Source organism: Pseudomonas sp. D5(2026) (genome assembly GCF_057766845.1).
In genome coordinates, this window is sequence record NZ_CM173421.1 from 3,516,253 (window position 1) to 3,532,071 (window position 15,819).

Consider the following 15,819-nt stretch of genomic DNA (forward strand, 5'->3'; position numbering starts at 1 on the left):
TGCTGCCTGTACGGGCCCACCGCGCGCAAGCCCTACATCACCCCTGTGTAGGAGCGGGCTTGCCCGCGAAGAGGCCCGTACAGGCAACCGATCAATCAGCCCTGTAGCGTGGCCATGTCGATCACGAACCGGTACTTCACATCACCGGCAATCATCCGCTCATAGGCCTGGTTGATGTTGCGGATATCCAGCATCTCGATATCGCAGCGGATGTCGTTCTCGGCGCAGAAGTCCAGCACTTCCTGAGTCTCGGCAATCCCCCCGATCAACGACCCCGCCAGCACCCGGCGCTTCATCACCAGGTTGGCCGCATGCAATGCCGGGTCAATCGGTTCGATCAGGCCGACCAGGATGTGCACCCCGTCGAACTTCAGCGTTTCCAGGTACGGGTTGAGGTCGTGCTGCACCGGAATGGTGTCGAGCAGGAAATCGAAACGGCCGGCAGCGGCGCGCATCTGCTCGGCATCCGTGGAGACGATCACATGGTCGGCCCCCTGGCGGCGCGCTTCCTCGGCTTTGGCCTGAGAGCGCGTGAACAGGGTCACTTCCGCACCCAGCGCCTTGGCCAGTTTGATGCCCATGTGGCCCAGGCCGCCCATGCCGAGGATGCCGATCTTGTGGCCCGGGCCCACGCCGTGGTGCTTGAGCGGCGAATAGGTGGTGATGCCGGCGCACAGGATAGGCGCAGCGCTGGGCAGGTCCATACCGGCTGGTATGCGCACCACGAAGTGCTCGCTGACCACGATGCTGCTGGAATACCCCCCCATGGTGTTGCTGCCATCGACCCGGTCCGGGGTGGCGTAGGTCATGGTCGGGCCTTCCAGGCAGTATTGCTCCAGATTCTTGGCGCAGGCTTCACAGGTACGGCACGAGTCGACCATGCAGCCAACGCCCACCAGGTCACCGACCTTGTACGCGGTGACCTTGTCGCCCACCGCCGTGACCCGGCCGATGATCTCGTGGCCCGGCATCAGCGGGTACACGGCAATGCCCCATTCGTTGCGCGCCTGGTGGATGTCGGAGTGGCACACGCCGCAGTACAGAATGTCGATGGCGACGTCGTCCGGGCGCGGGCTGCGGCGTTGGAACGTCATGGGGGCCAGGGGGCTGGTGGGGGTTTGAGCGGCGTAACCGATGGCGGTATACATGCAGGGCCTCGCAGTGAAGTGAAACGATTCAGGCGACGCATTCTGCGCGCCGTTTGCCGCCTCGCCCACGGCTGATTCTCCGGCATGCATGCCTGATTCTACGAAGATGCCAACCCATAGCTGGCGCCACGCCCTCAATCTGCGATGATCAAGCTGTCTGATTCTCTGCCCTTGGTCCACCATGCAACTGACCCGTCACGTCGATGCCAATGCGCCGCTTTGCGCACTGATCCGCAGCCTCGCCACGCGCCCAGGCTTTGTGCCCACGCACCTGCCCCAGGTGCAGGTGCTGAGCTGGGACCACTATGTGGCCAGCAGCCCGCAGATCTACGAACCAAGCCTGATGATCCTGGCCCAGGGCAGCAAGCTGGCGCGCCTGGGGCCGCGCACCCTGGAGTACGGCGCCGGGCATTACTTGGTGCAGGCGTTGTCGGTGCCGTTCATGTGCGAAACCTTCGCCACCCGCGAGGCGCCGCTGTTGGGCGTGGCGGTGGGCATCGACCGTGGCGTGCTGGGTGAACTGGTGCAGAGCATGGGCCTGGCACCGGACGCTGAAGTGCAGGCGCAAACCCCGCAGTCAATGACATCGGCGGCACTCGATGCGCCCATGCGCGAAAGCGTGGAACGGCTGCTGCGCTGCCTGCACGACCCGCTGGACGCCAAAGTGCTGGGCCCGGCGCGTGTACGCGAAGTGCTGTACACCGCCCTGCGGGGTCCCCAGGCCGGTGTGCTGCGGGCACTGGTGGAGCAACAGGGGCACTTCGCCCGCATCGGCGCTGCCCTCGCCCACCTGCGCGAGCACTACAGCGAGCCGCTGAGCGTGGAGGCGCTGGCTGCGTGCGCCAACATGAGCGTTTCGACCTTCCACGAACATTTCAAGCGCTGCACCGACATGGCGCCGATGCAGTACCTCAAGCGCTTGCGGCTACTCAAGGCGCAGCAGATGCTGATCGGCGAAGGCCTGGGCGTGGCACAGGCTGCGCACCGGGTGGGCTATCAGAGCACCTCGCAGTTCAGTCGCGAGTACAAGCGCCAGTTCGAACGTAGCCCGGGGGATGAATTGCCTTACCAGAGCTTGCCGGTGTAGTTGCTTGACCTGGACGGCCCCTGCAGGTCAGTCCACCAGCGGCCACTGCGCCAAGGGCCAGTAAGCCCCCTTGCGCGACTCGTAGAGCGTAAAGTGTCGTGCGGTGAGGTAAAACTCCGGCGCGCTGCTGGCCTCGGGCGGCTGCCCGCGGTAATCCCTGGACAGCGTCAGGTGCGGTCGATACTCACGTTTGGCCGCCTCCATCCCCAACGGCAGCAGCGCCTGCTGCAAACCGTACACCAGTTGCAACAGGGTCGGCGGTACCTGCTGCGCCTCCAGCACCAGGGCGCTGGCCCGCTGCCACACCTGCAAACGGTCGAGCAACAGCCGCGGCGCCGAGGCTGGCAGCGCCAGTTGGTCGACGGCCGCGCAAATCGCAGGCACCTGCGCGGTATCCACATCACCGAGGAACAGCAGCGTGACGTGGAAGTTGGCGGCCGGCACCGGTTTGCCGCTGCGCAGGTTCAGCCCTCGCCGCCACTGGGCCAGGTCACGGCGCTGGGCGTCGCTGACCGGCAAGGCGAAGAACAGCCGCTTGAACGGACTACCACTGGGGCGTATATCCTGAACCATACCAACTCCCTGACATGAAACGTTTGCGCAAGACTGTAGGGTATTACACCAATGTCGCCCCACAGTTTCGTAACAATCAGTACAAACTACCCCCATGATTGTTTATGCTGGCGGGCTCATGCCATGGCGCATGGCCATTCTTCGACCAGTAAACGTCCATGAAAATTGCACTCGTACTCATCTTCGTCCTCTCGATCGCCTATGTTCACCTGCGCGGTCGGGTTCGCCACAAGCTGACTCGCCAGCTGGGCGACCACTCCAGCTTCCTGGCCCCGATCAACAGCTTCCTGTACCTGTTCTCCAAACACCCGGCTAAGCCTTACCTGCCGGTCGAGGCCTTTCCAGAACTGAAACCGCTGCAGGACCACTGGCAGGAGATCCGCGAGGAAGGTCGCCAGTTGCTGCACGTGGGTGAAATCAAGAAGTCCGACAATTACGATGACGTCGGTTTCAACTCGTTCTTCAAGACCGGCTGGAAGCGCTTTTACCTGAAGTGGTATGGCGAAAGCCACCCGTCGGCAATGGCCCTTTGCCCACGCACGACCGAGCTGCTGCAAGGCATCGGCACGGTCAAGGCGGCCATGTTCGCCACCCTGCCACCCGGTGCCAAGCTGGTGCGCCACCGTGACCCGTATGCCGGTTCCTACCGCTACCACCTGGGCCTGGACACACCGAATGACGATGGCTGCTACATCGATGTGGACGGCGAGAAATACGCGTGGCGCGATGGTGAGGGGGTCATCTTCGACGAAACCTACATCCACTATGCGGCCAACACCACCGAGCACAACCGCATCATCCTGTTCTGCGACGTCGAACGCCCGCTCAAGTACCGCTGGGCAACTGCGTTCAACCGCTGGTTCAGCCGCAACGTGATGGCCGCTGCCGCTGCGCCCAACGACGCCAGCGACAAGACCGGTGGCATCAACCGCCTGTTCACCCGCATCTACAAGATCCGCGAGCGTGGCAAGGCGCTGAAAAAGCGCAACCGCATGCGCTACTACCTGGAAAAATGGGCAGTGGTCGCGGCGTTGGTGCTGGTGTTCATCTACATCTGAAGGCTCAACGCAGGCCACTGTACGAGTGACCTGCGTTTACCAACCAAAGTACCGCCTCACACGTGCAACTCTTCGACTAGCCTGAAAGCTCCACTCGCAACCCCCCCAAGGTGAAGACGATGAGCATGATGGACTGGGACGCCTACCGTAAGCAGTTGATGGCCGGCATCGGCGATCTCAAGCAACTCTCACCCGACACCGTAGCCGGCTACATGACCGCCAGCGGTGCAGGCGCCAAAACCAACCACCTGGATGCCAAGACCCGCGAGCTGATCTCCTTGGCCGTGGCTGTGACCACCCGCTGCGACGGCTGTATCGCCGTGCATTCGCAGCAGGCCGTCAAAGCGGGTGCCAGCCGCGAGGAAATTGCCGAGGCCCTCGGCGTGGCCGTGGCCATGAACGCCGGTGCCGCGCTGGTGTACTCGGCCCGCGCAATGGACGCGGTGGGCAAGGCCAACGGTTGAGCACAAACGGCGTCGTCGCCCTTGCGCGACGGCGCCGCGCCACCCAGACTGGGCGGCTCACCCCGCGCAGGAACCCGCATGATCCACATTCGCCCCATGACGCCGGAAGATTTTGATCGTTTCTGGCCCACCTTCCAGGCCATTGTCCAAGCCCGTGAAACCTACGCTTTCGACCCGGCGCTGAGCTTCGAGCAGGCCCGCCAGCTGTGGCTGGAGCTGCCCTTGCACACGCTGTTGGCCGAAGAAGATGGCGAGCTACTGGGGTCCTATTACCTCAAGCCCAATGCTGCCGGGCCTGGTGCGCATGTAGGCAATTGCGGCTACATGGTCTGCGAACAGGCGCGCGGCCGGGGCGTGGCGCGCTTGATGTGCGAGCACTCGCAAAAGCTCGCGCGCCAGGAAGGCTTTCTGGCATTGCAGTTCAACTCGGTGGTAGCCACCAACGCAGTGGCCGTGGCGCTATGGCACAAGCTGGGCTTTGAAACAGTCGGCCGTTTGCCCAAGGCCTACCGTCATGCCCGCCTGGGGCTGGTGGACTGCCTGGTGATGTACAAATGGCTGGCGGATGAGCCGGTGGTGGAGAAGCCGCCGCTGCTGATCGGGCGCAAGAACATCGAGGCACGGGTATCGCGGCGCCGCGGGCGCTAGCCTGTTCAGGCAAACCTGCCTTCAAACTCACAACCTGATTTTTTCGCGACACTCACAGCACACCCACATTTGACGCCCCAGCCTTTCAATGGTCAGATGCGCGCCAGTTTCAGGTGCCCTGCGCCGCCGCGCGCAGGGTGAAACGGGAAACCGGTGCGTCGTGTTGCCCACGACAAGTCCGGTGCTGCCCCCGCAACGGTAAGCGAGCGAACCCTTCGAGATACCACTGTGCTCAGGCATGGGAAGGTGAAGGTTTCATGCCCCTCGCAAGCCCGGAGACCGGCCTGGAGCTTCACTTGGCAACCCGCGGTGGGCGGGCGCAGGCCGGAATCCGTGCGCGCGCCTGCCTGCATGGTTCGCCTTTGCGTGTTTTCCACCGGGATCCATTCATTCCTGCAGCAGTGGAACGACATGTCCCGTATGTTCAAGCTTCACCCTCTGGCGGCCTGCCTGGCCGTCACCCTGCCGGCGCTGGCTGATGACCGCGACCCGCAGCCTCTGGCCCTGCCTTCCACGGCCATCACCGACACCCTCGACAGCCGTACCATCGACCTGGCCACGCCGACCCAGGCAGGCTCGCGCCTTGGCCTCAGTGCCCTGGAGACGCCGGCCAGCACCAGCAGTATCAGCGAACGGCAGATTCAGCAGCGCAACAACCTCACAGTGCAGGATGCAGTGACCCGCTCGCCGGGCATTACCTTCGTCGGCTCACCGGGGGACGGCGGTACAGGCTTGTCTGCCCGCGGCTTTGCCGGCCACAGCTCGGTGATGACCCTGTTCGACGGCGCGCGCCTGTACACCGGTGCCGGCACCCAAACCTTCCCGGTCGACCCGTGGATGGTCGAACGCATCGAGGTGATTCGCGGCCCGGCCTCGGTACTGCATGGCGAAGGCGCCACCGGCGCGGTGATCAACGTGATCCCGAAAAAACCTTTTGCCGGCGAAGTGCGCAACCACCTGCGCCTGGGTTACGGCTCGTGGGACCGCCAGCAGCTCGGCCTGGACAGCGGCGGCAGCCTCAGCGAGCGCCTGAGCTACCGCCTGACGCTGAACCAGCAGGCCGGCAATGGCTGGGTCGACCGCACCGCTTCACGTAGCCTGGCCATGAGCGCCGCGCTGCGTTTCGATGCCAGTGATGACCTCAGCTTCACGCTGGCCCATGACCGCGGCGATGCACAACCTGCCAACTACTACGGCACCCCGCTGATCGACGGCCACTACCGCAGCAGCCTGCGCAAAAAGAACTACAACGTACAGAACGACGTGCAGCAGTACGTTGATGAATGGACCCGGCTGACAACCGACTGGGCGCTGAACGACCAGCTCAGCGCCAGCAACCAGCTGTACTACATCAAAAGCCGCCGCCACTGGCGCAACGCCGAGGACTACAGCTGGGACGCAGAGCGTCAGCAACTGCTGCGCGGCAGCTACCTGGAGATCAAGCACAACCAGGAGCAGTTCGGCGACCGCCAGACCTTCACCTTCGACCACACCCTGTTCGGCCTGGCCAGCAAGACCGTGCTCGGTGCCGAGTACAACAAGGTGCGCTTCAACGTCGACAGCAATTCCCCCTACAACGATGTCGGCGGCGACTACGTCGACCCGTGGCAGCCACAGCCCGGCGGGTTCCATAGCGCCTCGCCGTTGCGGCCGCAAACGCTCTCGACCACCCATACCTTTGCCCTGTTTGCCGAAAACCGCCTGCAATTGAGCGATCGCCTGTCGTTGGTTACCGGCGTGCGTCGCGACCAGAACCACATCGACCGCAACAACTTGACCAACGACAGCCGCAGCGATCGTAGCCTGCAAGGTGGCAACTGGCGCGTGGGGCTGGTGTATGCACTCAACGACGACCTGTCGTTGTACGGCCAGTACTCAACCAGCGAGGACGGGGTCAACAACCTCATCAGCCTCAGCCCCGCGCAGATGCACTATGACCTGACCGAGGCGAAGCAGACCGAGGCCGGCATCAAGCAGCGCTTTTGGGAGGGGCGTGGCGAATGGACGCTTGCTGCCTACCACATCGTCAAGAAAAAGCTGCTGGTCGACGACCCGATCACGCACGAGAAGCAACAAGCCGGGCAGCAGACCTCCGATGGCCTGGAAGCGACGCTGGAGCTGGCCCTGGCCCATCAGTGGCAGGTGTCGGCCAATGCATCGCTGGTACGCGCCAAGTACGACGACTTCGACGAAATGGTCGGCGGTCTGCCGCAGGACCGCGCAGGCAACCGGCCGGCCAACGTGCCACGGCGTACCGCCAACCTTTGGTTGAGCAAAGGCTTCGGCCAGCAGGTAGAGGCCGGCTTGGGGGCGCGTTATGTGGATGAGCGTTATGCCGATACCGCCAATAACCACAGCGCCCCCGGCTACACCGTGGTCGATGCCAACATCGCCTGGCAAGTGTTGCCGGACGTGAAGCTGGGGTTGCAGTTGAACAACCTGTTCGATCGCGAGTATGTGCAGTCGGCGTTCAGCGGGCAGCAGTGGTTGATGGGGATGCCGCGGTCGTACTTCGCGACGGTGGATTACAGCTTCTGATCTGGGTGGCTTGTGCTGCGAAGAGCCCGGCACAGGCCACACAAAAACCTCTATTCCCTTTTAGCATCTTGTTATACGATAACGTTTCACATGAAATCCATTCCTATTAGACAGCCCATGACAAGTGCCAGCGCCACGCCCACGCTGATCACCCAGCGCCTGCAGAGCATCGATGCCCTGCGCGGCCTGGTGATCCTGTTCATGCTCCTGGACCACGTCCGCGAGACTTTCTTCCTGCACCACCAGGTCAGCGACCCCATGGCCATCGACACCACGGAACCGGCGCTTTTCTTCAGCCGCACCCTCGCCCACTTGTGTGCGCCGGTGTTCGTCCTGCTGACCGGCCTGTCGGCCTGGCTGTATGGCGAGAAGTATCAGGGCCGTGGCGACGTCTCGGCGTTCCTGCTCAAACGCGGGCTGTTCCTGGTGGTGCTGGAGTTCACCCTGGTCAACTTCGCCTGGACCTTCCAGTTGCCCCCCAGCGTGATTTACCTGCAAGTGATCTGGGCCATCGGCGTCAGCATGATCGCCCTGTCGCTGCTGGTGTGGCTGCCACGCGCCGCGCTACTCGCCCTGGGCGCCATCATCGTCGCCGGCCACAACCTGCTCGACGGCGTGCACTTCGGCGTAGAGTCAGCCCTGCATGTGCCGTGGGCAATCCTGCATGATCGTGGCTGGCTGGCGTTTTCCGAGACCCTGCACCTGCGCACGTCTTACCCGGTGCTGCCTTGGATCGGCGTCATCGCCCTGGGTTACGGCCTGGGGCCCTGGTTCGCCCGTGGCAGCGATGCCGGACAACGCCAGCAACACCTGCAGGTAGCCGGTTTGCTCGCGCTGCTTGGCTTTGCCCTGCTGCGCATGTTCAACGGTTACGGTGAGGCGCCGTGGAGCGGTTATCCAACCTTCACGCAAACCCTGATGAGCTTCTTCAACATCACCAAATACCCACCGTCGCTTCTGTTCCTGGCCCTGACCCTGGGCTGTGGCCTGCTGCTGTTACGCGCGTTCGAGCGGGCCGGCCAAGTGCGCTGGATCACGGCACTGGCGGTGTTCGGTGCGGCACCGATGTTCTTCTACCTGCTGCACCTGTATGTGCTGAAGCTGCTGTACCTGGCCTGCGTGGCGCTGTTCGGGCTCAACCATGGCGACTACTTCGGTTTCGACCGCATTGCAACGGTGTGGCTGGGCGCGGTACTGCTGGCGGTTTCGCTGTACCTGCCGGTGCGCGGGTTCGCCCGGCTGAAGCAGCGCCGCCGCGACATCAGCTGGATGAAGTACTTCTGAAAAGCGTTTTCCCCCGGCGCCGCGATGGTCTACCATGCGGGCCGCCGGTTTCCACCACGGAACTAACAGGGAATCCCAGGCCCGCCAATACGGGCCAAACGGAACTGCCCCCGCAACTGTAGGTGCCGAGCCTGCTCCACCCATGCCACTGGGCCTACCGCCCGGGAAGGCCGGAGCCAGGCCATGACGCACCAGTCAGGAGACCTGCCGGCCTGCATTCACCAACCGGCGGGGTGTCCGGGATTGGCCGTCAGTGTTGCCCCAGCCACCCGCTGGGGCTCGGCGATGCCTGTCCGTGCGTTCCTCACCAGAACTGTCCGATAGGAGATCGCCCAGCATGCTGCCCCGTTTCGCCACCCTGCTCGCGGGCCTAGGCCTCACCGGCCTGGCCCAGGCCGCTGCCACCCACTACCCGCTGACGGTCGACAACTGCGGCAAGCCGCAGACTTTTGCTCAGGCACCGCAGCGCGCCGTCACCATCGGCCAGGCCGGTACCGAGCTGCTCTATGCCTTGGGGCTGGGTGATAAGCTGGCGGGCACCGCGCTGTGGTTCAACAACGTATTGCCTGAATACCAGGCAGTGAACGCCAAGGTTCCACGCCTGGCCGACAACGAACCCAGCTTCGAGGCGGTGGTCGGCAAGCACCCGCAGCTGGTCGCGGTGCAGTTCGAATGGATGGTCGGTGCCCAGGGCTCGGTCGCCACCCGCGAGCAGTTCGATGAACTGAAGATCCCCACCTACGTGCTGCCATCGGACTGCGAAGGCAAGGACAACCTGGTCGGTGCAGACGGCACCCGCCTGCAAGCGTTCCAGGTAGACAGCATCTACAAGAGCGTCAGCCAACTGGCCGAGATCTTCGACGTTCAGGACCGCGGTGCGGCCCTGAACGCAGAATTGCAAGGGCATCTGGACAGCGCCAGGGCGCGGCTGGCCGGCAAGGACCTGTCGGCAACTACGGCGCTGTTCTGGTTCTCCAGCGCCGACCTTCACATCGACCCCTATGTGGCCGGCCGCCAGGGTGTCGCCGACTTCATGCTGCGCACCCTTGGTGTACGCAACGTGGTCGAGTCCAGCGAAGAATGGCCAAGCGTAGGCTGGGAAACCCTGGCCAAGGCCAATCCGACCTGGCTGATCATCGCGCGCATGGACCGCCGCCGTTTCCCCGCCGACGACTACCAGAAAAAGCTCGAATTCCTGCGCAGTGATCCGGTAACCCGCAACATGGACGCAGTGAAGCACGACCGTATCATTATCCTTGACGCCGACGCCATGCAGGCCGGTATCCGCCTGTTCCGCGGCGTTCAAACGCTGTCCACGGCCTTCGCCAGCGGTAAAGCAGCCCAGTGATGATTCGCCTGTTACCCTGCATCGCCGTTGCCCTGGCCGCCCTGTTGGCTGCCCTGCTGGCCGGCACCGCCATCGGCGAAACCAACCTGTCGCCCAGCGTGGTCGGCCAGGTGCTGGCCAACCACCTGTGGCAAGCCGCCTACCCGGTGGACCCGATCGACGCCGGCATCGTCTGGAACTACCGCCTGACCCGCACCCTGGTCGCAGCCGCTTGTGGCGCCGGGCTGGCCACCTGCGGTGTCATCCTGCAGGCGATGTTGCGCAACCCACTGGCCGAGCCCTACTTGCTGGGGCTGTCTGCCGGTGCCTCGACCGGCGCGGTACTCGTCGGCCTGCTGGGCCTGGGTAGCCTGGCGTTAAGCATGTCCGCAGGGGCTTTCATCGGTGCCGTGGCCGCATTCGCCTTGGTACTGGTGCTGGCCCGCGCGGCCGGCCCCAGCAGCAACAATGCCCAGGTGATCCTTGCCGGTATCGCCGGCTCGCAACTGTTCAATGCACTGACCGCCTTCCTGATCACCAAGTCGGCCACCGCCGAGCAGGCGCGCGGTATCCTGTTCTGGCTGCTGGGCAACCTGAGCGGCGTGCGCTGGCCTTCGGTGTGGCTGGCTGTGCCGGTGGCGATTTTCGGTTTGCTGGTGTGCCTGTGGCACCGCCGTGCTCTGGATGCCTTCACCTTCGGTACCGATTCGGCCGCCTCGCTGGGCATCCCGGTGCGGCGCACCCAATTGCTGCTGATCAGTTGTGCAGCGCTGGTGACGGCTGTGATGGTGTCCATTGTCGGCGCCATCGGGTTTGTCGGGCTGGTAATACCCCATGCCCTGCGCCTTCTGCTCGGCCCCGGGCACAGCCGTCTGTTGCCCGCCAGCGCACTGGGCGGTGCGCTGTTCCTGATTGCGGCAGACATTCTTTCACGCACGCTGATCGCCGGCCAGGTGATCCCGGTGGGCGTGGTGACTGCGCTGATCGGTGCCCCCGTATTCGCGCTGATTCTGGTTAGCCGTCGGGGGCGCCCATGACCGCCATGACAGCAGTTCGCATCCCTCCGCTGGCCTGCCATGGGCTGGGGCTGCAACTGGCCGGCAATACCGTGCTCAGCGATATCGACCTCAGCGTTGTCGCCGGTGAAACCCTGGGCATTGTCGGCCCTAACGGCTCGGGCAAATCCTCGCTACTGAAGTTGCTGGCAGGGTTGCGCAAACCGGCCTGCGGCAGCGTGCAGCTCATGGGTGAGCCACTGGCACAGATGCCCCGCCGCCGTGTTGCCCAGACGCTGGCGCTGGTCGAGCAACAGGCCGACACCCTCGATGCGATCAGCGTGTTCGACGCGGTTGCCTTGGGCCGCACACCCTGGCTCTCGGCCCTGGCACCGTTCTCGCGGCAGGACCGCGCCATCGTCGAGCAAGCCCTGACCGACCTCGATGCCCTGCACCTGCGCACGCGCCTGTGGGGGTCGCTGTCCGGTGGCGAGCGCCAGCGTGTACACATCGCCCGCGCGCTGGCCCAACGGCCGCAGGTGCTGCTACTGGACGAGCCGACCAACCACCTGGACATCCAGCATCAGCTAAGCCTGCTGCAACAAGTGCAGGCGCTGCCGGTAACCACCCTGGTGGCGCTGCATGACCTCAACCAGGCGCTGACCTGCGACCGTGTCGCGGTTCTTGACAAAGGCCGCCTGATCGCGCTCGGCAAACCCTTCGAGGTGCTTACCCCCAAGCGCCTGCTGAGCACCTTCGGCGTCCACGCCCACTACCTCACCGACCCTTTCGACGGCGCGCGCATCCTGCGCTTTCGCGCCCCCTGAACCAAGTAGCCCTGCCCATGCTGTTGCGTCATTGCCAACAGGCACGTTCCCACAGGTCAGCGTAATCGCAACTGCATGTGCGTGGTCTGCCACACCGGGTCTTGCTCCACATCCACCAGCGTGAACCCTTGCCGCTCCCAGAACGCAATGGCGCCCGGCAGAAACGGATGAGTATGCAGGTAAAGGCAGTCGACGCCCGCTTGCATCGCCCGTTCGCGCAAGGCACCAAACAAGGCAGCCGCCAGGCCATGCCTGCGGTAGGCCGGCAACACGAACAGCCGCACCACCTCGACTACCCGCTCTGCGCGGTAATCAAGCTGGGCAAAGCGATGATCATAGGGCAAGTAACCTATCACCGCGACCAGCCGCTCACCCTCACGGGCTTCCAGAAAACAGCCCGCGCCGTCCAGGTAAGTGTCGGCGAAATGCGCCAGGTCACGCGGCAAGGGTGCGTTGGCGAGCATCGGAAAAAGCACGCGGCGAGCGCTGTCGACAAACGCCAGCACTTCGGCAATGGCGTCACGCGCTACAGGTTGCAGGGTCCAGTTCGGCATCGGGCGGTTGCCAGTGTGATCGGGAGCGCACGGTTCTACCGCAGCGTGCCGCTCAAGGCAAATCACAGGGCTCGTCGCGGCAAGGCGGACACCGGTATAATCGGCAGTCTTCACTGCCCGACCAGGCCACACCATGCCTCGCCTCCCGAAGTTGCTGTTCCCCCTGTTGCTGGCTGCTGCACTCACCGCCTGCGACCAGAAACCCTCCCGTGAAGAACAGATCCTCGCCCAGCTGCCGCTGCAGGACGCCTACACGCACAACATCGAGCGCATGTCCGCGCTGCTGGGCCGCACTCACCCGCAGCTGTCGCAAGCGACCATCCAGGACGTACTGCGCAAGCACCTGACCGTCGAGGACCAGCGCCGGGACCTGTTCCGCCTGTACAGCGAAAAGAACTTCAGCGACGCCGAATTCGCCACCATCGTCGCCGCCACTCAGGACCCCGCCAAAGCGCGCGCCCTGGAAGACACCGAAGCCGGCAAACGCTTGAGCGAAAAACTCACCGCGCTGATGCGCGAAACCGCCCGCGATGTGAACGTGCAGGCCTTGGTCGAACAGCGCATGCAACAGGTGGAAGATGAGCTTGATGCACTGGACAAGGCAGGCTCTTGAGCGCCACCCGCTAAGGTAACTCCCGTTCAGCAGCCCTTTACGATCACCCGAGGTCAGGATTGCCACACACCAAGCACGGATTGCGCCTGGATCTACGTACACTCATTCTGGTGCTCTGCGCCCTGACCGCAGTGGTCATGCTGTGCGCCAGCTATTTCGCCAGCTACCGGGTGCAGCGCCAGCTACTGATCGACAATGCCCTGGAAGCCAACCGGGTGTATGCGAGAAAGCTGGCCAGCATCACCGAAACCTTCATTGGCAGCGCCTTGCAGCAACTGATGTTCAGCGCCGGTGTACAAAGCCGACAGTTGAGCGACACCGCAGCGCTGCAGGTAGAGACTGACCGCGTACTGGGCCAGAGCATGGCCTTCAACTCCACCTTCGTGATCGATGCCAACGGGGTACTGCTGGCAGTATCCCCCGCCCCGCTACGCCACCTGATCGGCACCCACGTGCAGTCGCCCGGCGCTCAGGAAGCCCTGCACGAACGCCGTCCACTGGTTTCCACGCCCTACCTGTCGGCGGCCGACAACCTGGTGGTGGTGCTTTCGCAACCTATTTTCGACAACAACGGCCGCTACCTGGGGTATGTGGGTGGCAGCCTGTACCTGCGTGAACACAACATCCTCAACAGCCTGCTGGGCGAGCATTTCTACAAGGACGGTTCGTACCTGTATGTGGTCGACCGCAACCGACGCCTGCTGTACCACCCCAATAGCGAACGGGTAGGCACGGTGGTGGAGGGCAATGCGCTAGTTGACCAGCTGGCGACACTGGACAGCGGTACCCGGCAGTTGACCAATAGCCTAGGCGTGGAAATGCTCGCCGGTTTCGCCACTGTACCCAGCGCCGGCTGGGGCGTGGTAGCTCAGCAGCCTTTGGCGCAGACGGTGACGCCGCTGAACCATCTGGTGCTGAACGTGATCGCCAGTTCGGCGCCTTTGGCGCTGGTTGGCAGCCTGCTGCTGTGGTGGTTGGCCCGTACCATCGCCCGGCCGCTGTGGAAACTGGCCGCGAGTGCCCGCACGATGGACCGCGCCGGTACCGCCGAACGCTTGCATCAGGTGCGGGCCTGGTACTTCGAGGCGGCAGAGCTCAAGCGCGCATTGCTGTTCAGCCTGAACTTGCTGCAAGAACGCATCGGCCGGCTCAATCGGGACGCCCAGACCGACCCGCTGACCGGCCTGGGCAACCGCCGCAGCCTGGAATTCAGCCTTTCGTTACTGGAAGCTGAAAACCGGGAGTTTGCTGCCATTGCGCTGGATATCGACCATTTCAAGCGGATAAATGACAGCCATGGACACGAAGTGGGCGACCAGGTGCTGCGCCAGCTGGCGGAGCTCATGCGCCGTTGTTGCCGCGAGGGCGACCTGTTGTGTCGCACCGGCGGCGAGGAGTTCTTGATATTGCTGCCTGGGGCAACCCTGAATGTGGCCGCCGCAGTGGCCGAACGGTTGCGTGTGACCGTACAGGATATGCCGGTGGAACCGGTGGGGGCAGTGACAATTTCGCTGGGGGTGACGCACTGGGATGGCGAGACGCACGGCGAGCCCATGAACGCATTGGGCGAGGCTGACCGGGCGCTTTACCGGGCCAAGCAAGAGGGGCGCAACCGGGTCGCTTTTGCCTGAACGCCTTGTGTTGTCACCATGGAACGGGCTCGCCCGTGAAAATGCCGATACAGGCAACGATGCATCGCTGCCCTGTAACAATTCCTGTCATAAAACTGCAGCGTTCCAGTCATAGGATTGACCCCGACCTGACATTTTCACTTCATGGATGAGCGTCTCATGCGTCGTGTGGTTTTCAATCAGAAAGGTGGCGTTGGCAAATCCAGCATTGCCTGCAACCTCGCCGCAGCCAGTGCCGCCGAGGGCTACCGAACCTTGCTGGTCGACCTCGACCCACAGGCCAATGCCACCTTCTACCTGACCGGGCTGGCCAACGACACCATTCCTGCCGGCATCGCCGACTTCTTCCGCCAGACCTTGTCGCCGGTTACTGCCGCCGGCAAGAAGCACCGCGTGGCAATCACCGAAACCCGCTACAGCAACCTGCACCTGGTCACCGCCAGCCCTGACCTCAGCGACCTGCAAAGCAAGCTGGAGAGCAAGTTCAAGATCAACAAGCTGCGCAAGTTGCTGGTGGCGCTGGGCGAGGACTACGAGCGGATCTACATCGACACCCCGCCCGCACTGAACTTCTACACCTTCAGCGCGCTGGTGGCGGCCGAGCGTCTGTTGATTCCGTTCGACTGCGACAGTTTCTCGCGCCAGGCCCTGCACAGTGTCATGGCCGAGGTCGAAGAACTGCGCCAAGACCACAACCCCGCGCTGCAGGTGGAAGGTGTGGTGGTCAATCAGTTCGCCGGCCGCACCGCACTGCACCAGACCCTGGTCGATCAACTGCGCAGCGAAGGCCTGCCGGTGCTGCCGGTGTACCTGAGCAGTTCGATCAAGATGCGTGAATCGCACCATGCCTCGGTGCCATTGGTGCATTTGGCGCCACGGCATAAACTGGCCCTGGAATTTGTCGATTTGCTGGATGTGCTTGAGCGTGCGGCCTGACAGGCCTTTTGAGGCACTCCGGCTGTAACCTGCTGCATCGGTTGAATCAGGTATACCGAGGTCGCCCTCGACAAAGCGCCTTGCAGCGCCCGGCTATCTACTGGCAAGCACAATAACGATGGCGCGGCCCTACCGC

The 15,819-nt window shown here is 63.6% G+C and carries 15 protein-coding genes and 2 riboswitches; of the genes, 12 read left to right on the forward strand and 3 right to left on the reverse strand.

What is annotated here, in order from left to right; genetic code table 11:
• Positions 1-95: 95 nt before the first annotated feature.
• Positions 96-1,148, reverse strand: coding sequence for a vanillin reductase (calA, locus tag AC3B5Q_RS16315; protein ID WP_488392673.1), 1,053 nt, complete (start codon positions 1,146-1,148; stop codon positions 96-98).
• A gap of 181 nt (positions 1,149-1,329) precedes the next feature.
• On the opposite strand from calA, the gene AC3B5Q_RS16320 reads away from it, so the two are divergent.
• Positions 1,330-2,235, forward strand: a complete 906-nt coding sequence (locus AC3B5Q_RS16320) for an AraC family transcriptional regulator (protein ID WP_103444106.1) — start codon at positions 1,330-1,332, stop codon at positions 2,233-2,235.
• 27 nt (positions 2,236-2,262) lie between these two features.
• On the opposite strand, the gene thpR is transcribed toward AC3B5Q_RS16320, so the two are convergent.
• Complete coding sequence (gene thpR / locus AC3B5Q_RS16325) at positions 2,263-2,808, reverse strand: RNA 2',3'-cyclic phosphodiesterase (protein ID WP_021782805.1); 546 nt, start codon at positions 2,806-2,808, stop codon at positions 2,263-2,265.
• Positions 2,809-2,966: 158 nt separating this feature from the next.
• Here thpR and lpxO point away from each other — a divergent pair, with 158 nt between their 5' ends.
• From lpxO to AC3B5Q_RS16365, 8 genes are all read left to right on the forward strand, one after another.
• The gene (lpxO, locus tag AC3B5Q_RS16330) at positions 2,967-3,866 is read left to right on the forward strand and encodes a lipid A hydroxylase LpxO (protein ID WP_021782806.1); all 900 of its coding nucleotides are present in this window, start codon (positions 2,967-2,969) and stop codon (positions 3,864-3,866) included.
• Between the two features lie 119 nt (positions 3,867-3,985).
• On the forward strand, positions 3,986-4,330 hold the full coding sequence (locus AC3B5Q_RS16335) for a carboxymuconolactone decarboxylase family protein (RefSeq protein WP_014591592.1): 345 nt from the start codon (positions 3,986-3,988) through the stop codon (positions 4,328-4,330).
• A gap of 78 nt (positions 4,331-4,408) precedes the next feature.
• Positions 4,409-4,978, forward strand: a complete 570-nt coding sequence (locus AC3B5Q_RS16340; RefSeq protein WP_003250500.1) for a GNAT family N-acetyltransferase — start codon at positions 4,409-4,411, stop codon at positions 4,976-4,978.
• Between the two features lie 94 nt (positions 4,979-5,072).
• Positions 5,073-5,280: riboswitch (cobalamin riboswitch) on the forward strand.
• Between the two features lie 109 nt (positions 5,281-5,389).
• Complete coding sequence (locus AC3B5Q_RS16345) at positions 5,390-7,516, forward strand: TonB-dependent receptor (RefSeq protein WP_103463149.1); 2,127 nt, start codon at positions 5,390-5,392, stop codon at positions 7,514-7,516.
• Positions 7,517-7,633: 117 nt separating this feature from the next.
• The gene (locus tag AC3B5Q_RS16350; protein ID WP_101196546.1) at positions 7,634-8,800 is read left to right on the forward strand and encodes an acetyltransferase domain-containing protein; all 1,167 of its coding nucleotides are present in this window, start codon (positions 7,634-7,636) and stop codon (positions 8,798-8,800) included.
• Between the two features lie 28 nt (positions 8,801-8,828).
• A riboswitch (cobalamin riboswitch) is annotated at positions 8,829-9,026 on the forward strand.
• Positions 9,027-9,137: 111 nt separating this feature from the next.
• On the forward strand, positions 9,138-10,148 hold the full coding sequence (locus AC3B5Q_RS16355) for an ABC transporter substrate-binding protein (RefSeq protein WP_392504247.1): 1,011 nt from the start codon (positions 9,138-9,140) through the stop codon (positions 10,146-10,148).
• Entirely contained in the window at positions 10,148-11,164 is a 1,017-nt protein-coding gene (locus tag AC3B5Q_RS16360; protein ID WP_021782810.1) for a FecCD family ABC transporter permease, read from the forward strand. Before AC3B5Q_RS16355 ends, AC3B5Q_RS16360 begins: the two co-directional genes overlap by 1 nt.
• A complete protein-coding gene (locus AC3B5Q_RS16365; protein WP_101196543.1) occupies positions 11,161-11,949 on the forward strand; it encodes an ABC transporter ATP-binding protein in 789 nt (262 codons plus the stop codon). The genes AC3B5Q_RS16360 and AC3B5Q_RS16365 overlap by 4 nt, the downstream gene beginning before the upstream one ends.
• A gap of 56 nt (positions 11,950-12,005) precedes the next feature.
• Here the strand turns inward: AC3B5Q_RS16365 and AC3B5Q_RS16370 are convergent, their stop codons facing one another.
• Positions 12,006-12,503 (reverse strand): GNAT family N-acetyltransferase, encoded by a 498-nt coding sequence (locus AC3B5Q_RS16370; protein WP_103444103.1) that lies wholly within the window; start codon positions 12,501-12,503, stop codon positions 12,006-12,008.
• 133 nt (positions 12,504-12,636) lie between these two features.
• Here AC3B5Q_RS16370 and AC3B5Q_RS16375 point away from each other — a divergent pair, with 133 nt between their 5' ends.
• The 3 genes from AC3B5Q_RS16375 (at position 12,637) to AC3B5Q_RS16385 (ending at position 15,683) form a co-directional block, all read left to right on the forward strand.
• A complete protein-coding gene (locus AC3B5Q_RS16375) occupies positions 12,637-13,116 on the forward strand; it encodes a hypothetical protein (protein WP_101196541.1) in 480 nt (159 codons plus the stop codon).
• Positions 13,117-13,175: 59 nt separating this feature from the next.
• A complete protein-coding gene (locus tag AC3B5Q_RS16380; protein WP_021782814.1) occupies positions 13,176-14,747 on the forward strand; it encodes a sensor domain-containing diguanylate cyclase in 1,572 nt (523 codons plus the stop codon).
• Positions 14,748-14,906: 159 nt separating this feature from the next.
• Complete coding sequence (locus AC3B5Q_RS16385; protein WP_021782815.1) at positions 14,907-15,683, forward strand: ParA family protein; 777 nt, start codon at positions 14,907-14,909, stop codon at positions 15,681-15,683.
• The last annotated feature ends 136 nt before the right edge of the window (positions 15,684-15,819 follow it).

Coding starts and splice junctions, on each gene's coding strand:
- calA (WP_488392673.1), bottom strand. CDS start 1,148: ATGTATACCGCCATCGGTTACGCCGCTCAAACCCCCACCAGCCCCCTG.
- AC3B5Q_RS16320 (WP_103444106.1), top strand. CDS start 1,330: ATGCAACTGACCCGTCACGTCGATGCCAATGCGCCGCTTTGCGCACTG.
- thpR (WP_021782805.1), bottom strand. CDS start 2,808: ATGGTTCAGGATATACGCCCCAGTGGTAGTCCGTTCAAGCGGCTGTTC.
- lpxO (WP_021782806.1), top strand. CDS start 2,967: ATGAAAATTGCACTCGTACTCATCTTCGTCCTCTCGATCGCCTATGTT.
- AC3B5Q_RS16335 (WP_014591592.1), top strand. CDS start 3,986: ATGAGCATGATGGACTGGGACGCCTACCGTAAGCAGTTGATGGCCGGC.
- AC3B5Q_RS16340 (WP_003250500.1), top strand. CDS start 4,409: ATGATCCACATTCGCCCCATGACGCCGGAAGATTTTGATCGTTTCTGG.
- AC3B5Q_RS16345 (WP_103463149.1), top strand. CDS start 5,390: ATGTCCCGTATGTTCAAGCTTCACCCTCTGGCGGCCTGCCTGGCCGTC.
- AC3B5Q_RS16350 (WP_101196546.1), top strand. CDS start 7,634: ATGACAAGTGCCAGCGCCACGCCCACGCTGATCACCCAGCGCCTGCAG.
- AC3B5Q_RS16355 (WP_392504247.1), top strand. CDS start 9,138: ATGCTGCCCCGTTTCGCCACCCTGCTCGCGGGCCTAGGCCTCACCGGC.
- AC3B5Q_RS16360 (WP_021782810.1), top strand. CDS start 10,148: ATGATTCGCCTGTTACCCTGCATCGCCGTTGCCCTGGCCGCCCTGTTG.
- AC3B5Q_RS16365 (WP_101196543.1), top strand. CDS start 11,161: ATGACCGCCATGACAGCAGTTCGCATCCCTCCGCTGGCCTGCCATGGG.
- AC3B5Q_RS16370 (WP_103444103.1), bottom strand. CDS start 12,503: ATGCCGAACTGGACCCTGCAACCTGTAGCGCGTGACGCCATTGCCGAA.
- AC3B5Q_RS16375 (WP_101196541.1), top strand. CDS start 12,637: ATGCCTCGCCTCCCGAAGTTGCTGTTCCCCCTGTTGCTGGCTGCTGCA.
- AC3B5Q_RS16385 (WP_021782815.1), top strand. CDS start 14,907: ATGCGTCGTGTGGTTTTCAATCAGAAAGGTGGCGTTGGCAAATCCAGC.